This is a genomic window from Halanaerobium sp. DL-01 (assembly GCF_003338615.1).
Lineage (GTDB): Bacteria > Bacillota > Halanaerobiia > Halanaerobiales > Halanaerobiaceae > QPJE01.
Map to the genome: position 1 here is coordinate 1 of NZ_QPJN01000008.1, position 14931 is coordinate 14931.

13 protein-coding genes are annotated in these 14931 nt (G+C 33.9%); 8 read left to right on the plus strand and 5 right to left on the minus strand.

Features of this window, described 5'->3' with window-relative positions:
• Window positions 1-100: 100 nt before the first annotated feature.
• Both DER71_RS04160 and DER71_RS04165 read right to left on the minus strand, forming a co-directional pair.
• The gene (locus DER71_RS04160) at window positions 101-988 is read right to left on the minus strand and encodes a DMT family transporter (protein ID WP_158531748.1); all 888 of its coding nucleotides are present in this window, start codon (window positions 986-988) and stop codon (window positions 101-103) included.
• Window positions 989-1502: 514 nt separating this feature from the next.
• Window positions 1503-2855, minus strand: coding sequence for an FAD-dependent oxidoreductase (locus DER71_RS04165; RefSeq protein WP_114458499.1), 1353 nt, complete (start codon window positions 2853-2855; stop codon window positions 1503-1505).
• 701 nt (window positions 2856-3556) lie between these two features.
• On the opposite strand from DER71_RS04165, the gene DER71_RS04170 reads away from it, so the two are divergent.
• The 8 genes from DER71_RS04170 (at window position 3557) to DER71_RS04210 (ending at window position 12936) form a co-directional block, all read left to right on the plus strand.
• Window positions 3557-4987 (plus strand): Na+/H+ antiporter NhaC family protein, encoded by a 1431-nt coding sequence (locus tag DER71_RS04170; protein WP_114458500.1) that lies wholly within the window; start codon window positions 3557-3559, stop codon window positions 4985-4987.
• 299 nt (window positions 4988-5286) lie between these two features.
• Complete coding sequence (locus tag DER71_RS04180; protein ID WP_114458509.1) at window positions 5287-5655, plus strand: zinc-ribbon domain-containing protein; 369 nt, start codon at window positions 5287-5289, stop codon at window positions 5653-5655.
• 70 nt (window positions 5656-5725) lie between these two features.
• Window positions 5726-6709, plus strand: coding sequence for a M48 family metallopeptidase (locus DER71_RS04185; protein WP_114458502.1), 984 nt, complete (start codon window positions 5726-5728; stop codon window positions 6707-6709).
• A complete protein-coding gene (locus tag DER71_RS04190; RefSeq protein ID WP_158531749.1) occupies window positions 6709-7569 on the plus strand; it encodes a zinc-ribbon domain-containing protein in 861 nt (286 codons plus the stop codon). Before DER71_RS04185 ends, DER71_RS04190 begins: the two co-directional genes overlap by 1 nt.
• Window positions 7570-8062: 493 nt before the next feature.
• Complete coding sequence (locus DER71_RS04195; protein ID WP_114458504.1) at window positions 8063-9244, plus strand: hypothetical protein; 1182 nt, start codon at window positions 8063-8065, stop codon at window positions 9242-9244.
• A 101-nt stretch (window positions 9245-9345) separates the two neighbouring features.
• Window positions 9346-10584 carry a M20 family metallo-hydrolase gene (locus DER71_RS04200; RefSeq protein ID WP_114458505.1) on the plus strand — a complete coding sequence of 413 codons (1239 nt, stop codon included), beginning with the start codon at window positions 9346-9348 and terminating at the stop codon, window positions 10582-10584.
• A complete protein-coding gene (locus tag DER71_RS04205; RefSeq protein ID WP_114458506.1) occupies window positions 10581-11774 on the plus strand; it encodes a M20 family metallopeptidase in 1194 nt (397 codons plus the stop codon). The genes DER71_RS04200 and DER71_RS04205 overlap by 4 nt, the downstream gene beginning before the upstream one ends.
• On the plus strand, window positions 11767-12936 hold the full coding sequence (locus tag DER71_RS04210) for a M20 family metallopeptidase (RefSeq protein ID WP_114458507.1): 1170 nt from the start codon (window positions 11767-11769) through the stop codon (window positions 12934-12936). Before DER71_RS04205 ends, DER71_RS04210 begins: the two co-directional genes overlap by 8 nt.
• 246 nt (window positions 12937-13182) lie before the next feature.
• Here the strand turns inward: DER71_RS04210 and DER71_RS12425 are convergent, their stop codons facing one another.
• Genes DER71_RS12425 through DER71_RS04225 form a run of 3 tightly spaced genes read right to left on the minus strand, consistent with a single transcriptional unit; the run spans window position 13183 to window position 14832 of the window.
• The gene (locus DER71_RS12425; protein ID WP_305037637.1) at window positions 13183-13677 is read right to left on the minus strand and encodes a YecA family protein; all 495 of its coding nucleotides are present in this window, start codon (window positions 13675-13677) and stop codon (window positions 13183-13185) included.
• A gap of 41 nt (window positions 13678-13718) precedes the next feature.
• Complete coding sequence (locus DER71_RS04220) at window positions 13719-14315, minus strand: hypothetical protein (protein ID WP_114474339.1); 597 nt, start codon at window positions 14313-14315, stop codon at window positions 13719-13721.
• Window positions 14275-14832, minus strand: coding sequence for a hypothetical protein (locus DER71_RS04225; protein ID WP_114474340.1), 558 nt, complete (start codon window positions 14830-14832; stop codon window positions 14275-14277). Before DER71_RS04225 ends, DER71_RS04220 begins: the two co-directional genes overlap by 41 nt.
• Window positions 14833-14931: the final 99 nt, after the last annotated feature.

Here is a 14931-nt window from a genome sequence, read left to right on the forward strand (position 1 = left end):
TCTGTGATATTCAATTTTTTTGTTGTTGAGAACTAATTTTTAGATTTAAAAGCTTAGTTTAGATTGAATATGCTTAATGTTTTTGTGTTACAATCTATAATTAAATATGAAAATATCTCTTCAAACTATCTTTATTAATAAAAATAATCATAAAACCCAATAACAGCAGGAAAAGCCCCAGTCCTGTCAGCAGGTTTAATTTTTCTTTGAGAAGAAACACTCCCAGCAGAGTTGCTGTAAGAGGCTCTGCAATTGTTAAAGTAACACTTGTTTCTGCAGAAGAATATTCCAGTCCTTTTGTATAAAGGAAAAAAGGCAGAGATGCTGTTATTAATCCAAGGAATAAAACGATTGGCAGACCACTGCTGCTGTAAGCCCAGCTGAAGTCAAATATAAAAAATAGGGGCAGGTAAAGCAGTGAAGCAGTCAGAAAAATATAGCTGATAGATGTTAAAGGGCTATTATTGCCTGACTGTTTTTTATTAAAAAGTGAAAACAGTGAATATGATAAACCTGCTCCTAGAGCGAGTAAAATTCCACTGAGATTAATATTAATTTCACTATTTGAAAAAAGAAGCAGACAGCCAATAATTGAAAGCAGTGTAGCAGCAAACCATTTTTTTTCTGGAGTTTTTTTAACAAATATTAGTTTAATAAGCCCTGCAAATACAGGTGCACTTGTTATGCTGACAGCTGTGCCTACAGCCACTCCGGATTTTTTTACAGCAAAAAAGAAAAAAGGCTGATAGAAGGCAAGAGATAGACCAGCCAGAAGGATATTTTTCCTGGATGAAAGAACTGTAAAATTGCTGCTGTTTTTATTTAAAAAATTTATTATTATAAAAAAGAAAGTTCCAGCTGTAATGCGCATTATACCGACAGAAAAGGGTGAAGTGTCAAGTGGTGCAAAATAAAGGACAGTGCCGGTTGTTCCCCATAAAATAGCTGCTGATAATATGTATAAATAGCTTTTATGTTCTTTTGACATAGATATCATTACCTTCCTGAAGCAGTAAAATATATTATTTAAGAAAGTTTTTTGTCAGCAATCATTTTCATTTATTATATAGTCAGAGATTTTCTTTGTCAATTAAATAGACTTTCCCCATTTTTTATATACTGCTGCAAAAAGGGGAGATGCAGGAATATTGAAATTTTTAGTCAATGAATCTTAACGAAATGAAGGAAGAAATAGGGTTGAACTGCAGGATGGAGTGAGCTAATCATGAGTCAGGAGGACTCATTGATTAGTGTGCCCTATTTCACACCCGAATTGAGTTTTAGATAAATCTAAAAATTTCGTTGATGACTAAAGCCCCCTTTTTGCAGCTTGAAAATAAATTTTGGGGAAACTCCTTAACATTAACAGCAGTTCTATCCAGATTGATTTTAGAGTTATGTTTTTATATGTCGGAAGTAGAAAAAAGTATAAAAAAAGAAAAGCCCTCTTATTAAGAGGGTATAAAGATTCAAACTGGATATTTATATATAATAATAAATTTTTACTTTTCTATTTCCTGTACAGCCATCTGTACAGGATCCCATGGACTGCTAAGAGGTGGGGTATAACTTAAATCTAATTGATTAAAATCATTTGTTTTCATTTTATTGAAGATAGCTGCTGCAAAAATATCAATCCTTTTTGCAATTTCTGCATTTTTATTTCCCATTATCTGTGCACCCAATATCCTTCTGCTATCAGAATCAATGATAACTTCAGTATACATTTTATATACAGGTGGATAATAAACTTTATGATCCCAGCTTTCTAGTAATTTAGTTTTTACATTAAATCCATTTTTTACTGCTTCTTCCTCACTTAAACCTGTTCTTGCTATTACAAGATCAAATAACTTGATTGATTGGGTACCAATAACACCTGCAAATTCTTTATCCAGACCGCAAATATTGTCTCCAATAATCCTTCCATGTTTATGTGCTACTGTTCCAAGTGCATAATAAGTATATTTATCTGTAATATTGTTTAAAGTTTCTGCACAATCTCCTCCAGCATAAATATCTTCAATACTGGTCTGCATTTTTCTGTTAACTTTGTAAGCTCCTTTAATTCCTCTTTTTAATCCTATATCTTTTCCCAGCTTAGTATTTGCCTCTGTTCCAACTGAAGCAGCAATGGTATCAACCTTTTCTTTCAGGCTGTTATTTCCAGTGACAATTAATTTGTCCCCTTCTTTTTCTATTTTTTTAACAGCTGTAGATGTAATAACTTTTACACCATTTTTTTCTAACTCATTTTTAACCATATCTCTAAAATTTCTATTAACTGTTGTAAGTACATTATCAAAAAATTCAACAATAGTTACATTTAATCCTCTTTTAACCAAAGCTTCTGCCATCTCAAGTCCAACATAACCACCACCAATTATTAAAGCATCTTTTACTTTATTAGATTCCAGATATCTATTAAAATTAATAGCATCTTCCATCCACCTCATAAAAAAGACCCCCGGAAGACCCAGGCCTTCAATCTTTGGAATTATATTTTTACCACCAGTACCTAAAACAAGTTTATTATAAAATATTTTCTTTCTATTATCTTTTTTATCTTTTTCTTTTATTAAAATATATTTTTCCTGGTGGTTAATATTTGTAACTTCTGTATTCAGCAAAAGTTCAATTCCTTTATTTCTTATATCGTCCTCTTTCCTATGTGCCAGATTCTGCCAGCATTTAACTTCTCCACTAATATAAAAGGGTATTCCGCAAATGCTAAAATTGGGGAAATTATTGTTTGTTATGACAAGTGGCTTTATGTTTTTATTGAGTTCTCTAATTCTTAAAGCAGTACTAATTCCCAGATCACTACCACCGATAATAACTACTTCTTTTTCCATTTTTTCATCTCCTTAGATTACTATTTTAAAATTATTTGCATGTAATTTACCTTATTAATATATCTTTATTATATCACGACAGCAACAGCTTAAAATATTCTTAAAGTTAATTTTATGTTAAAAAACTCCTGTATTAAGTGTCAAACTACTAAAAGAAATTGGAAGCAAAGATTTGGTCTGAGAAGTATAAACCGTCTAAAAGTCACAATCCTGTCTGTGAATGAGTTTACAGCATAAAACAAAGTTTTGTCGAATTTTGTTTAAACTATTGATATAATCGGTTTAGAATAGTATAATTTTAAATAATGAAAGATTAATTTCTAAATTAAATAAACTTAAAAAACTATTTTTACAAGTTAGATTATATTTTAATAAACTTTGAGAGCCCTGGGCTGAGAATTTTCTTGGCCCAAATTTTATTTATATAATTTTTAAAGCTCTTTTTATTTCTCGATTACCCAAAATGATACAGACTGTATCATTAAAGTCAAGTACTATTTCTTTTGGGAGGAGAAGAGTTGATGTTCAAGTTTTACTATGCAAAAAGAAGAGATTATAAATTCACCTGCTGTTGCTAGATTGTGATTTAATTATAATAAAAGCAATAGAAGTTAATAATATTACTAAAAATATATGAGGAACTAAAAATAAATAAAGATAAAAATGATTCTCAAAAATAAACTAACTTAGGAGAGATAAGAATGGACTATGGAATCTGGAGCATTTTACCCCCACTAATTGCAATTATTCTTGCTGTGGCAACGAAACAGGTATTTATTTCACTGTTTTTGGGTATTTTTTCAGGAGAGATGATTATTCACGAATGGCAGTTTTTTATATCACTTAATGCTTCTTTAAATGAGATTGTAGGTGTTTTTGCTGAAGAATGGATAACTAAAACAATTATTTTTTCATTTCTGGTTGGCGGCTTAATAACTGTAATATCTGCTTCTGGTGGAGTTAGAGGTTTTATTGAATATCTTACTGAAAAGAAAAATTTGGTTAAAAATAAAAAAGGGGCCCTTCTTTTGGCTTATGTGATAGGACTTGTGATTTTTATAGAGTCTTCTATTACCATTCTGGTTTCTGGTACTGTAGCCAGACCGCTGACAGATAGGTTTAATGTCTCGAGAGAAAAGCTTGCCTATGTTTGTGATTCAACTTCTGCTCCTGTTTGTGCCCTTATACCACTTAATGGCTGGGGAGCTATGCTGATGGGAGTTATTGGTGTACAGGTTTCTAAAGGTTTTATAGAAGGAAATCCTGCTGGTATTTTAGTAAAGTCAATTCCATTTCAGTTTTATAGTTTTTTTGCTATTCTGGCAGTTGCTTATTACATATTTACAGAAAAAGATTGGGGTCCAATGGCTGTGGCAGAAAATAGAGCTAGAGAGACCGGAAAAGTTCTTCGTGATGGAGCAACACCTATGGTTTCTGAAGAAGCAACATCTACTCCTCCTAAAAAAGGTGCAGAAAACAATATGTGGAATATGATTTTGCCTATGATTGTTTTAATTGTTATGATGCCGATCAGTCTTTATATTACAGGTAATGGAAATATTCTTAAGGGATCTGGCTCTACCTCTGTTTTTTGGGCAGTACTTGCTTCGATTAGTTTTGCTGGATTTTTATACATTGTTAAAGGTATTATGAATTTAAAAGAATATATAGATTATGTTTATCAGGGAATAGGCGCTATTGTTCCTGTTGCTATTTTGCTTATTTCGGCTTTTGCAATAGGAAATGTAATAGGCCAACTGGAGACAGGTCAGTATATGGCAAGTTTAGTTGAAGGCAGAATTAGTGGCGGCTTTGGTCCTGCAATATTATTTATACTTTCTGCACTTATGGCTTTTTCTACTGGTACAAGCTGGGGAACATTTGGTATTATGATTCCAATTGGTATTCAAATGGCAGTTGCAATGGGGGCTCCTTTGTATCCAACTATTGGGGCAGTTATATCTGGAGGAATTATGGGAGACCACTGCTCGCCTATTTCTGATACAACAATTATGGCTTCTATGGCTTCTGCTTCAGACCATATTGACCATGTTAATACTCAGCTTCCGTATGCTCTTTTAAATGGTGTATTAGCCCTTATACTTTATTTAACAGTCGGTTTTATAATGTAACTAAAAATTTCGTTGATGACTAAAGCCCCCTTTTTGCAGCTTGAAAATAAATTTTGGGGAAACTCCTAAAAAAGGTAATGTTTGACATGGACGAATCTATTGTAGGTTCAGAACTTGGTTTTTTCCCTATCCAATTACATAAGCTGGAAAGATTATCGGATAAATATGATGTGAATCTTTATATAAATCCTGTCGAGAAATTGCAGGATTTTTGTATTTTTTTACTAAAGAAGGAGGAGTTTAGCATCTGATTGAAGAATATTATTTACTATCAATAACTTTATTGGGAGGGGATAGTTATGTTTTGTCCTGAATGTGGAGAAGAGATAGGGGAAAATCATAAGTTCTGTGGAAGCTGTGGTCACAAATTAGTGGAAGATGAACATCAGCTGACAGTTAGTACAAAGGTTGATGAAGAAGCAAACAGGTTAAATCAAGATAAGTATTCACCGAAAAGCAGTTCATCTAACTGGAATTGGCCGGCTTTTTTATTTGGGCCATTCTGGTATTTATATAAAGGTATGGTCAAGAAGGCAGTTTTGATTTTTATAATCGGCAGTGTTACAGCTTATGTAATTCCAGGAATTGGAGCACTTGCAGTCTGGCTTTATTGTGGTTTTAAGGGGAATGATGATCTGGAAAAACACCTTGCTAAAAAATATAACTAATGAGTATAAGTTATTATGTGATTTTTTTTAATTTATAATAATGATGTTTTAATTTTTTATATAAAAAGGAATGATAACTATCAAAAAAGACATTAAAGGGTTAAGAGCTGAAGAATACGAACATCCGCTGGATAGAAAAGCTCTTGAGAAACTAAAAAACACACCGGGACTGGAAACACTTGTCCGCAAATTTAATAAATACAGTATGGATAAAATTCTGAAGGTGAGCCACACAGGCAGTAATGTAAGAATTACCGAAAAAATGTTTCCTGAACTTTATAAATTATTCCAGGAGTCATGTCAGCGTCTTGATATGGATTATCATCCTGATTTATATATTATTCAGGAACCTAAAATTAATGCATTTGCGGCAGGTGTGGAAGAACCAATAGTAGTAATAACAAGTGGAGCCTATGATTTACTCGATAGAGATGAATTAATATTTATACTCGGTCATGAGCTTGGACATGTAAAAAGTGAGCATGTGCTATATCATCAGATGGCTTCATATTTGCCCTATATTGGTAATATAATCGGATCTGCCACATTAGGACTAGGCAGTCTAATTTCAACAAGTTTAGAGCTGGCACTTTTAAACTGGAAGAGAAAGTCTGAGTTCACATCTGATAGGGCCGGCTTGCTCTGCTGTCAGAATTTTACCAGTGTTATAACATCACTGATGAAAATGGGTGGAGCTCCTCCAGAAGTTTTTGATCGACTTGATCATAATGCTTTTCTCCAGCAGGCAAGAGAATTTGAAGGTTTTGATGAAGATAATTTTGATAAATTTGCTAAGATTTTTAGTGTAATGTTTGCAACACATCCGTGGACAGTAATGAGGGCAGCAGAAATAGAGAACTGGTATAATTATGGAAGATATGGTGACATATTGGTCAGAAAAATAGAATCAGGAGGAACACCCTTTGAAGAGCCGCTTTATTTAGAAGGAGATAATGATCAGCTTAATTTCTGCACCAAATGTGGGAGCAGAATTAATAAAGATATGAAATTTTGTACTAAATGTGGTAGTGAAATTGTTAGAGGTGGAAAATGATGGCAGATAAAAATTTTTGTACCAATTGTGGCAATACATTAAACAGTGATGATATTTTTTGTGGAAGATGTGGTCAGCCAGTTGATGAAGAAGGAAATCAAACTGAAACAAACAGTATTAATAAAACAGTAGTATCTAATAATATAGATGAAGAAAGATACAAACGTGTAAAATCTGATAGATTAAAATTTCCCAAAAAAGTGGGATACTTAATTACAGGCATAATTTCTTTTATAATACTATTTTTTGTAATTGGTTCTGCTTATATTCTGGCAGATAATGGTACCATCTATAGATCTAATTTTTTTGTTTTTCTGATCAGCAGATATAGTTTCTTTTATATATCAGCAGGTGTTTCTTTATTTGTAATATCTTTTTTTCATCTGAAGCTCAATATGCAAATTTTTTTAAAAGAAAGGATGAGTTTTAAGGATTTTTTATTGAAAAAATATGGTTTGTTTTCAAATCTGCAGAATTATGCAAAAACATACTTTATATTTTATCTGATAAGTGCATTTTTGTTTGCAGCATTTATGCTGGTATTATTGACCATTCCAGGAACTGTAACACCTTTAATTTTGATGATTTTACTGGCAGCAGCATTTTTTTATTTCAACAGCCGTTTTGTTTTTTCGTTGCTTTTGGTGCTGGATCAGAACAAAAATACCAGCAGTTCTTTCCGAAAAAGCTATAAACTTACAGAAGGGAAAATAGTAGATTATGCTGGAATAATTATCGCTATTTTTATAATAAATTATTTTGCAGCTAAAACTTATATGCTTGGATATATTATTACTTTTCCGCTTTCTTTTTATCTTCTGACAAAAGTATATTATGATTTAAAAGAATCAAAATCTTAATTTGAAATTATTTAAAATTCTGCTGGATTAATTCCGCAGGATTTTTTGCTTGCTTAATTTATTAAAAAATGGGTAAAAAATAGTTAAAACAGGAAAATTATATTAAATTGTTTTTGATAATAACAGCAAACAAATTATTAATTTATAACTGGACTTTCCCCATTTTTTATATACTGCTGCAAAAAGGGGAGATGCAGGAATATTGAAATTTTTAGTCAATGAATCTTAACGAAATGAAGGAAGAAATAGGGTTGAACTGCAGGATGGAGTGAGCTAATCATGAGTCAGGAGGACTCATTGATTAGTGTGCCCTATTTCACACCCGAATTGAGTTTTAGATAAATCTAAAAATTTCGTTGATGACTAAAGCCCCTTTTTGCAGCTTGAAAATAAATTTTGGGGAAACTCCTGTTAATTTATAACAATTGTAAGTAGATAAATCTTTTGTTATAATAAAAAACAAAACTAAAATTTAGTAGGTAGGAGGAATAAGATGAATTTTAATGTAATTCAAGCATTTAGTATTGTTTTGTTGATTCTGGCAGTTGGAGAGTTTGTGTCAATGAAGACAAAAGCAATGATTCCCTCTGTTTTTGTCTCAGCAGTATTATTTTTAATTGGTTTCTGGACAATTTTGCCTGGTGATGTGGTGGCACAGAGTTCATTTGCACAGCCGGTTGTTTATTTATCAATGTATCTTCTTTTAACTCATATGGGTACTCTAATGAGTTTAAAAGAACTTCTGGCCCAGTGGAAGACAGTTGTAATAGCCCTAGGTGGTATAGCAGGAATTATTGCCCTTACTTTAACTATAGGTAATTTTCTATTTGGCTGGGAAAAAGTTGTTGCAGCAACTCCACCACTTACCGGAGGTGTGGTTGCCTCTATTTTGATGTCTACAGCGGCAGCAGAAAAAGGTCTTACTTCAACTGCTGTTTTAGCAACGGCAATGTATGTTATGCAGGGATTTTTTGGTTATCCCATTACAGCTTATCTGCTCAAAAAAGAAGCAAATCGACTTGCAGATAAAGTAAGAAGGGGAGAGGTTGAAGTTGAAGAGGAAAACAAGGAATCATTGAAGGAAGAAAAGAGCAAATTTAGAATTATCCCTCCTCTTCCAGAAAAATATCAGACTACATATATTATTTTAGTTAAACTTGGTATTGTGGCCGCTCTGGCAGTAGCAGCAGCCCCAGTTCTTCACCTTAATGAATTTGTTGTCTGCATGTTATTTGGAGTTATTGGAAGAGAGATTGGATTTTTAGAAGAGCAGGCTTTAGTCAAAGCTGGTTCTTTTGGGTTTTTAATGACTGTATTGATGGCCTTTATATTTGCCGGTCTTTCTGATGCGACACCTTCAATGCTGACAGAAATTTCAGTTCCCCTATTTGGAATAATAATATTGGGTATTTCCGGTATGGCTCTGATGTCAATGATAATTGGTAAAGCTTTTGGTTATACAAAAGAAATGGCTATTTCTATTGCAATGACAGCCTTATATGGTTTTCCACCAAACTATATTTTAACAGTAGAATCATCCAGAGCAGCTACAGAAAATGATGAGGAATATCAGTATGCAGTAGATGAGATGCTTCCCAAGATGCTGGTTGGCGGATTTACCACAGTTACAATTGCATCTGTAATTATTGCTGGTTTCTTTGTCAAACTGCTGTAAATTTCTGATGTATTAATTTAATAAAAGTAATTATAAGTTTAAAGTGTTGATATATAACAGTTTGAGTAAATAATTGTTTTAAGAAAGGAGAAAAAGCATAAATGTTAACAAATCTGGAAAGAATTATAAATGATATTGAGACACTCAGTCAGTTTAATTCTACTCCTGGAAAAGGGCTCACCCGATTTTCTTTAACAAAAGCTGACCGAGGAGCTAGAGATTATTTAAAAGGTGAGCTGAAAAAAATTGGCTTAAAAGTGTATGAAGATCCTGCTGGCAGTATTGTCGGCAGACGAGAAGGGACAGACAAAGAAGCACCTGTAGTTATGATAGGTTCTCACTTTGATTCGGTAAAAAATGGTGGTAATTTTGATGGCCCAGCTGGTGTGGTAATGGCACTTGAAATTATGAGGGTTCTTGAAGAGAATAATGTAAAAACAAAACACCCTGTAGAATTTATAGCTATGATAGAAGAAGAAGGAGGCAGATTTGGTTCAGGAGTTTTTGGAAGTCGGGCTATGGCCGGCAGAGTAAGTTATGAAGACCTGCTAAATAATAAAGATGCTGATGGAATAACAATGGCTGAGGCATTTGAAGAATTTGGATTTAATCCAGAAGAGATAGAAAAAGCAAAAAGAGATCCCGAAAAACTTAAAGCCTTTATTGAACTACATATAGAACAGGGGCCGGTTTTAGAAAAAGAAGGAAAAGATGTTGGACTGGTAAGTTTCATTGTGGGAATCAATCAGATTCGAGTTAAGGTAAAAGGAAGACCTGATCATGCAGGAACAACTCCTATGGATATGCGTAAAGATGCTCTTTCTTCTGCCTCAGAGGTGATTGCTCAGATCAAAGATTTTGCAGTTAAAGCAGGCAGTGGTACAGTTGCTACAGTTGGAACATTAAATATAAAACCAGGTGCAGCAAATATAGTTCCCGAAGAAGCTTTGTTTTCAGTTGATATAAGGTCCAAAAAACTGGACTGTATAAAAGAAGTTCGTGCTAAAATTGATAGTGCACTTTCAGAAATCAAAAGAAAATATGGTGTAGAATATTATGTTGAAGATATGCTTATGGTTGAACCAGTTGAACTTTCAAAAGAAATATTAGATATTTTTAAAGAAGTATCTGAAGATAAAGGTCTTGCATATAAAGAAATGATCAGTGGAGCAGGGCATGATGCTATGATTATGGCCGGTCTGACAGATGTTGGCCTGGTATTTGTTCCCAGTAAAGATGGAAGAAGTCACTGTCCTGAAGAGTGGACAGATTATGAAGATTTACAAAAAGGTATAGAACTTATTTATCATACGGTTCTGAAGGTGGGAGATAAAAAATGAGTAATGTAAAAAGTCTTGCAGAAAAATATCATCAATATAATGTTTCGATGAGAAGAGAATTCCATATGCATCCAGAACCGAGCATGAAAGAAGAAAGAACCTGTCAGAGGATTATTGAAGAGTTAAAAAAAATCGGATTAGAAGCGAAAAAAATGGCAGGAACAGGAGTAATATGTGAAATAAAAGGTAATAAAGGTACAGGGCAGGGTAAAAAAGTTGCTTTGAGAGCAGATATGGATGCATTAGAACTTGAGGAAGCAAATGACATAGAATATAAATCTCAGAATGAAGGCTTAATGCATGGATGTGGTCATGATGGACATTCAGCCAGCCTTTTGACTGCGGCAAAAATTTTGAATGACCTTAAAGAAGAATTTACAGGAACTGTAAAATTAATTTTCCAGCCAGGTGAGGAAATAGCTGCCGGGGCAAAGAAAATGGTAAAAGAAGGTGCTGTCAGGGATGTAGATGGTATATTTGGTCTGCATATCTGGAATGATCTAGAAAGTGGAAAAATATCGGTGGAAGCTGGCCCAAGGATGGCGTCTGTTAATCAGTTTATTATTCGCATAAAAGGAAAAGGTGGTCATGGTTCAATGCCGCATCAGGGTGTTGACCCTATAATGGCAGGTGCAGCAGCAGTCATGAATTTACAGACTATTGTCAGCCGTGAACTAAGCCCTATGGAGCCCTCTGTACTCAGTGTAGATATTTTTAATTCCGGTTCAAAAGGTAATATTCTTCCCGAAAAATCATATCTGGAAGGAACAACCAGATGCTTCAGCAAAGAGATTAATCAGAAATTTGAAGATATAATAAGAAGAGTTGTTAAAGAAACTGCAGAAAGTTACCGCGCCAGTGCAGAACTTGAATACAGAAAATTAACTTTACCTACAATTAATGATGAGAAAATGTCAGAAATAGGAGAAAAAGCGGCTGTAAAAATTTTAGGAAAAGATTCAGCTGTAAAATTGGATAAAACAACTGGTGGAGAAGATTTTTCATTTTTTGCAGCTGAAGTTCCTGCAGCTTTTGCTTTTGTAGGATCCAGAAATGAGGAAAAGGGAATTAGCTCTCCACATCATCACCCAGAATTTAATATAGATGAAGATTCTCTAAAAATAGCTGCTGGATTATATGCACAATTTGCTTTGGATTTTTTAAATAATGGGGGGCAGAATAATGGTTAAATACAAAGAAATATTAGAAAAACAGGAGGATTATGTTCTTAATTTGAGAAGAGAGTTCCATATGTATCCAGAAAAGAGCTGGGAAGAAGAAAAAACTTCCAGAAGAATAAAAGAAGAATTAGAAAAAATGGGTATTGAATATGAAGAATATGCTGAAACGGGAGTTGCTGCTTTTATTGCAGGCGGCAAAAGTGGGAAAACAGTTGCCCTGCGTGCAGATATGGATGCTTTAGAAATAAAGGAAGAAAATGATGTGGAATATAAATCAAAAAATGAAGGCATAATGCATGCATGTGGTCATGATGGTCATACTGCAATGCTTCTTGGTGCAGCAAGAGCTCTGTCAGAAATAAAAGAAGAATTAACGGGAAATGTAAAACTTATTTTTCAGCCTGCTGAAGAGATGGTGCAGGGAGCTGCTAAAATGGTTGAAGAAGGAGTTTTAAAAGATGTGGATGGAATTATGGGTATTCACCTCTGGGCCAATCTTCCTACAGGAACTATTAATATTCAGGCAGGTCCCAGAATGGCATCCGGAGATTATGTATATATAGATTTTATCGGGAAAGGTGGTCATGGATCGATGCCCCACCAGGGAATTGATCCAATAGTTATTGCTTCCTCATTTATTTTGGACTCACAGGCAATTTTGAGTAGAGAAATCAATCCTTTAGACCCGGTAGTATTTACTCTTGGCAAAATGAAATCTGGCAGCAGATTTAATGTAATTCCCGAAAAAGCATCAGTAGAAGGTACTTTGAGGTGTTTTAGAGAAGAGACAAGAAAACAGGCCGGTGAAGCAATTAGAAGATATGCAGAAAAAACAGCCAGAAGTTATAGGGGGCAGGCTGATGTTAACATAGAAAAAGGAACCCCACCAACAATAAATGATAGGAAATGTACTGAAATTGGCCGTTCGGCTGCCAAAAAAGTTGTTTCAGAAGCAGAATTAGTTGATATGGATAAAACGACCGGCAGTGAAGATATGGCATATTATTTAAGAGAAGTTCCTGGTGTTATAGCTTTTGTTGGGGCAGGTTTTGAAGATGAAGAAAAAAATTATCCTCATCATAATGCCAGGTTTAATATTAATGAGGAAAGTCTTAAAATAGGGACAGGTCTTTATTTTAATTTTGTGCTGGAATTTCTGGAAAAATATTAAATTCTGTGATCTTCTGCTGCCGCTTTTAGAAATTAAAGCAGACTATTACAGAAATGAACTGCCCAGTACTGAACGGTATGCTGTGTGGTGATGTGAGAGGTAGGGAAATAAACTAATTATTTCCCTACCTCTCAATTTTGATGTACTAAAATATAATAATTGTATTAAAATCAATTCAAACAAATAAATTTAAACAAAATAGCAGAGAAGCGATATTTTTGCTTATGCTCTCACCTGTTTTCTGCTTTATCTTCCACAGCATTTTTTATATTTTTTACCACTGCCGCAGGGGCAGGGATCATTACGCCCCACTTTTTCCTCGGCTCTGATAATTGTCCCATCACTGTTGCGGAAATATTCGTCAGTTTCATCTGCAGTTTTAAAGTTTTCTCCTGCAGACTGATTAAAAAGATCGGAAAAGATGTTATTCTTTCTGGCATCTTTTTGTTTTTTTAGATTATCCTGATAAATTTTAAGCCTTTCTCTTTTTTCACCATGGATTGTACCCAGAATAATTAGAGTCTCTAATAAATATTCAGGCATATTTTGAATCTTTTCACCTGCCAGATAATCATAGCCAATCTTACTGCCAATTTCCTGCAGAGTCAAAACAAACATTTCATGAAAATCAAGAATTCCATTTTCCCAGTATTCTATTGTTTTTTCCGCTGCCTGATCGGTAGCAAACTGCTCTAAACCACTGCTGACAAAAATATGGGTAGTTGAGTCACCGGCTTCCAATCCTTCTATTAAAGTTTCAAAAGAATAGCCATCAATCTTTTCTAAGGCTTTGACTGCATCCCCACAGATAATATCTCCCTTGCTTCTTTTGATTTTTTCAGCATTTCTTGATAATTATTATCCTCTAAAACTACTAATAACATTACCACCAGTTCTAAACTAAAAAATCTGACTGAAAAATGCTGCTGAATTGTTTTTTTGTTATCCAGGATAAAGTTTAAATGATAAAGCAGCCAGTAATCTTCATCCCGCAGCTTTTCTTTTTCGTTATTTAAAAATTCCAAGTTAAAATTATCCAGTTCCAGTTTTTCTGAAAAATTATAGCGCTGATTTAACTCTGCCATAATTTTTTCTGACAGGCGGTAAATAAAATCAAAATATTGCTTATCCTGATGTAAATTGCAGAGTTCTGCTCCTAAAAATGAATTCAGTCTTTTTACTCCCTTATTCTGAGGATAGTAATGCTTTAAAGTTTCCAGCGAATCTTCCAGCGCCTGCCGCTGCCAGAAATTCCTAAACAAATTGCTGAACTCTTCTGCTTTAAATAAGGTGTTGAATTTAGCTATTACTTTTTCCTGATCAAATTTTTCAGGTTTTTTAGTAAGGGTTTCTAAAATTGAGTTTAATATCTTTTTCATCTTTATAGGAAATGAGGACGTTCATATAGGTTTCCATAAAGGGAAAATCGGAGCTGAAATCTTTATCAAAATATCTCAACATGGCATATGCCTCATCTGTCTGCAGAATTTCCAGAGCTTCTATTATTACTAAAAAAGTGTTAATATCAGTCTGCTGTCCATCTATCCGCAGAAGGAGATTGACAATTTTACTCTTTTTGGATCCTTTTTGTGCCAGTGCCTTGAGAACATGAGCCTGCATTTCAAAGCTAATTTCAGTTTTGCCTTCCACCAGTCCAAATAAGAAATCAGCATCGATTAGCTCCCAGCTTTCTCGCAGGTAAGTCATGATAGCATATTTCATCCGCTCAATTTTTTTGAGCATTTTTGGCTGAATAAATTTTTTGGTGTACTTATATGTAATTTCAGAATCCGGATAAAACTTAATAAGCTGCTTATAGGCCCACTGCTGAACCAGGCTTTCTTTATTCTCACAAAATCCTGCGTAATCTTCTTTTGTAAATAAAAATTCTTTCATCATTAATTCACCTTATTTTCTAGTATTTTTGAATCTTTTTTTTTCACCTAAAAGAACAATAGAATCTTTAAATTTCCCGGCCATCAATAATTATAGTTT

Excerpts from the sequence above, each read along its gene's own strand:
- DER71_RS04160 (WP_158531748.1), bottom strand. The coding sequence starts at position 988 with ATGTCAAAAGAACATAAAAGCTATTTATACATATTATCAGCAGCTATT.
- DER71_RS04165 (WP_114458499.1), bottom strand. The coding sequence starts at position 2,855 with ATGGAAAAAGAAGTAGTTATTATCGGTGGTAGTGATCTGGGAATTAGT.
- DER71_RS04170 (WP_114458500.1), top strand. The coding sequence starts at position 3,557 with ATGGACTATGGAATCTGGAGCATTTTACCCCCACTAATTGCAATTATT.
- DER71_RS04180 (WP_114458509.1), top strand. The coding sequence starts at position 5,287 with ATGTTTTGTCCTGAATGTGGAGAAGAGATAGGGGAAAATCATAAGTTC.
- DER71_RS04185 (WP_114458502.1), top strand. The coding sequence starts at position 5,726 with ATGATAACTATCAAAAAAGACATTAAAGGGTTAAGAGCTGAAGAATAC.
- DER71_RS04190 (WP_158531749.1), top strand. The coding sequence starts at position 6,709 with ATGGCAGATAAAAATTTTTGTACCAATTGTGGCAATACATTAAACAGT.
- DER71_RS04195 (WP_114458504.1), top strand. The coding sequence starts at position 8,063 with ATGAATTTTAATGTAATTCAAGCATTTAGTATTGTTTTGTTGATTCTG.
- DER71_RS04200 (WP_114458505.1), top strand. The coding sequence starts at position 9,346 with ATGTTAACAAATCTGGAAAGAATTATAAATGATATTGAGACACTCAGT.
- DER71_RS04205 (WP_114458506.1), top strand. The coding sequence starts at position 10,581 with ATGAGTAATGTAAAAAGTCTTGCAGAAAAATATCATCAATATAATGTT.
- DER71_RS04210 (WP_114458507.1), top strand. The coding sequence starts at position 11,767 with ATGGTTAAATACAAAGAAATATTAGAAAAACAGGAGGATTATGTTCTT.
- DER71_RS04220 (WP_114474339.1), bottom strand. The coding sequence starts at position 14,315 with ATGAAAAAGATATTAAACTCAATTTTAGAAACCCTTACTAAAAAACCT.
- DER71_RS04225 (WP_114474340.1), bottom strand. The coding sequence starts at position 14,832 with ATGAAAGAATTTTTATTTACAAAAGAAGATTACGCAGGATTTTGTGAG.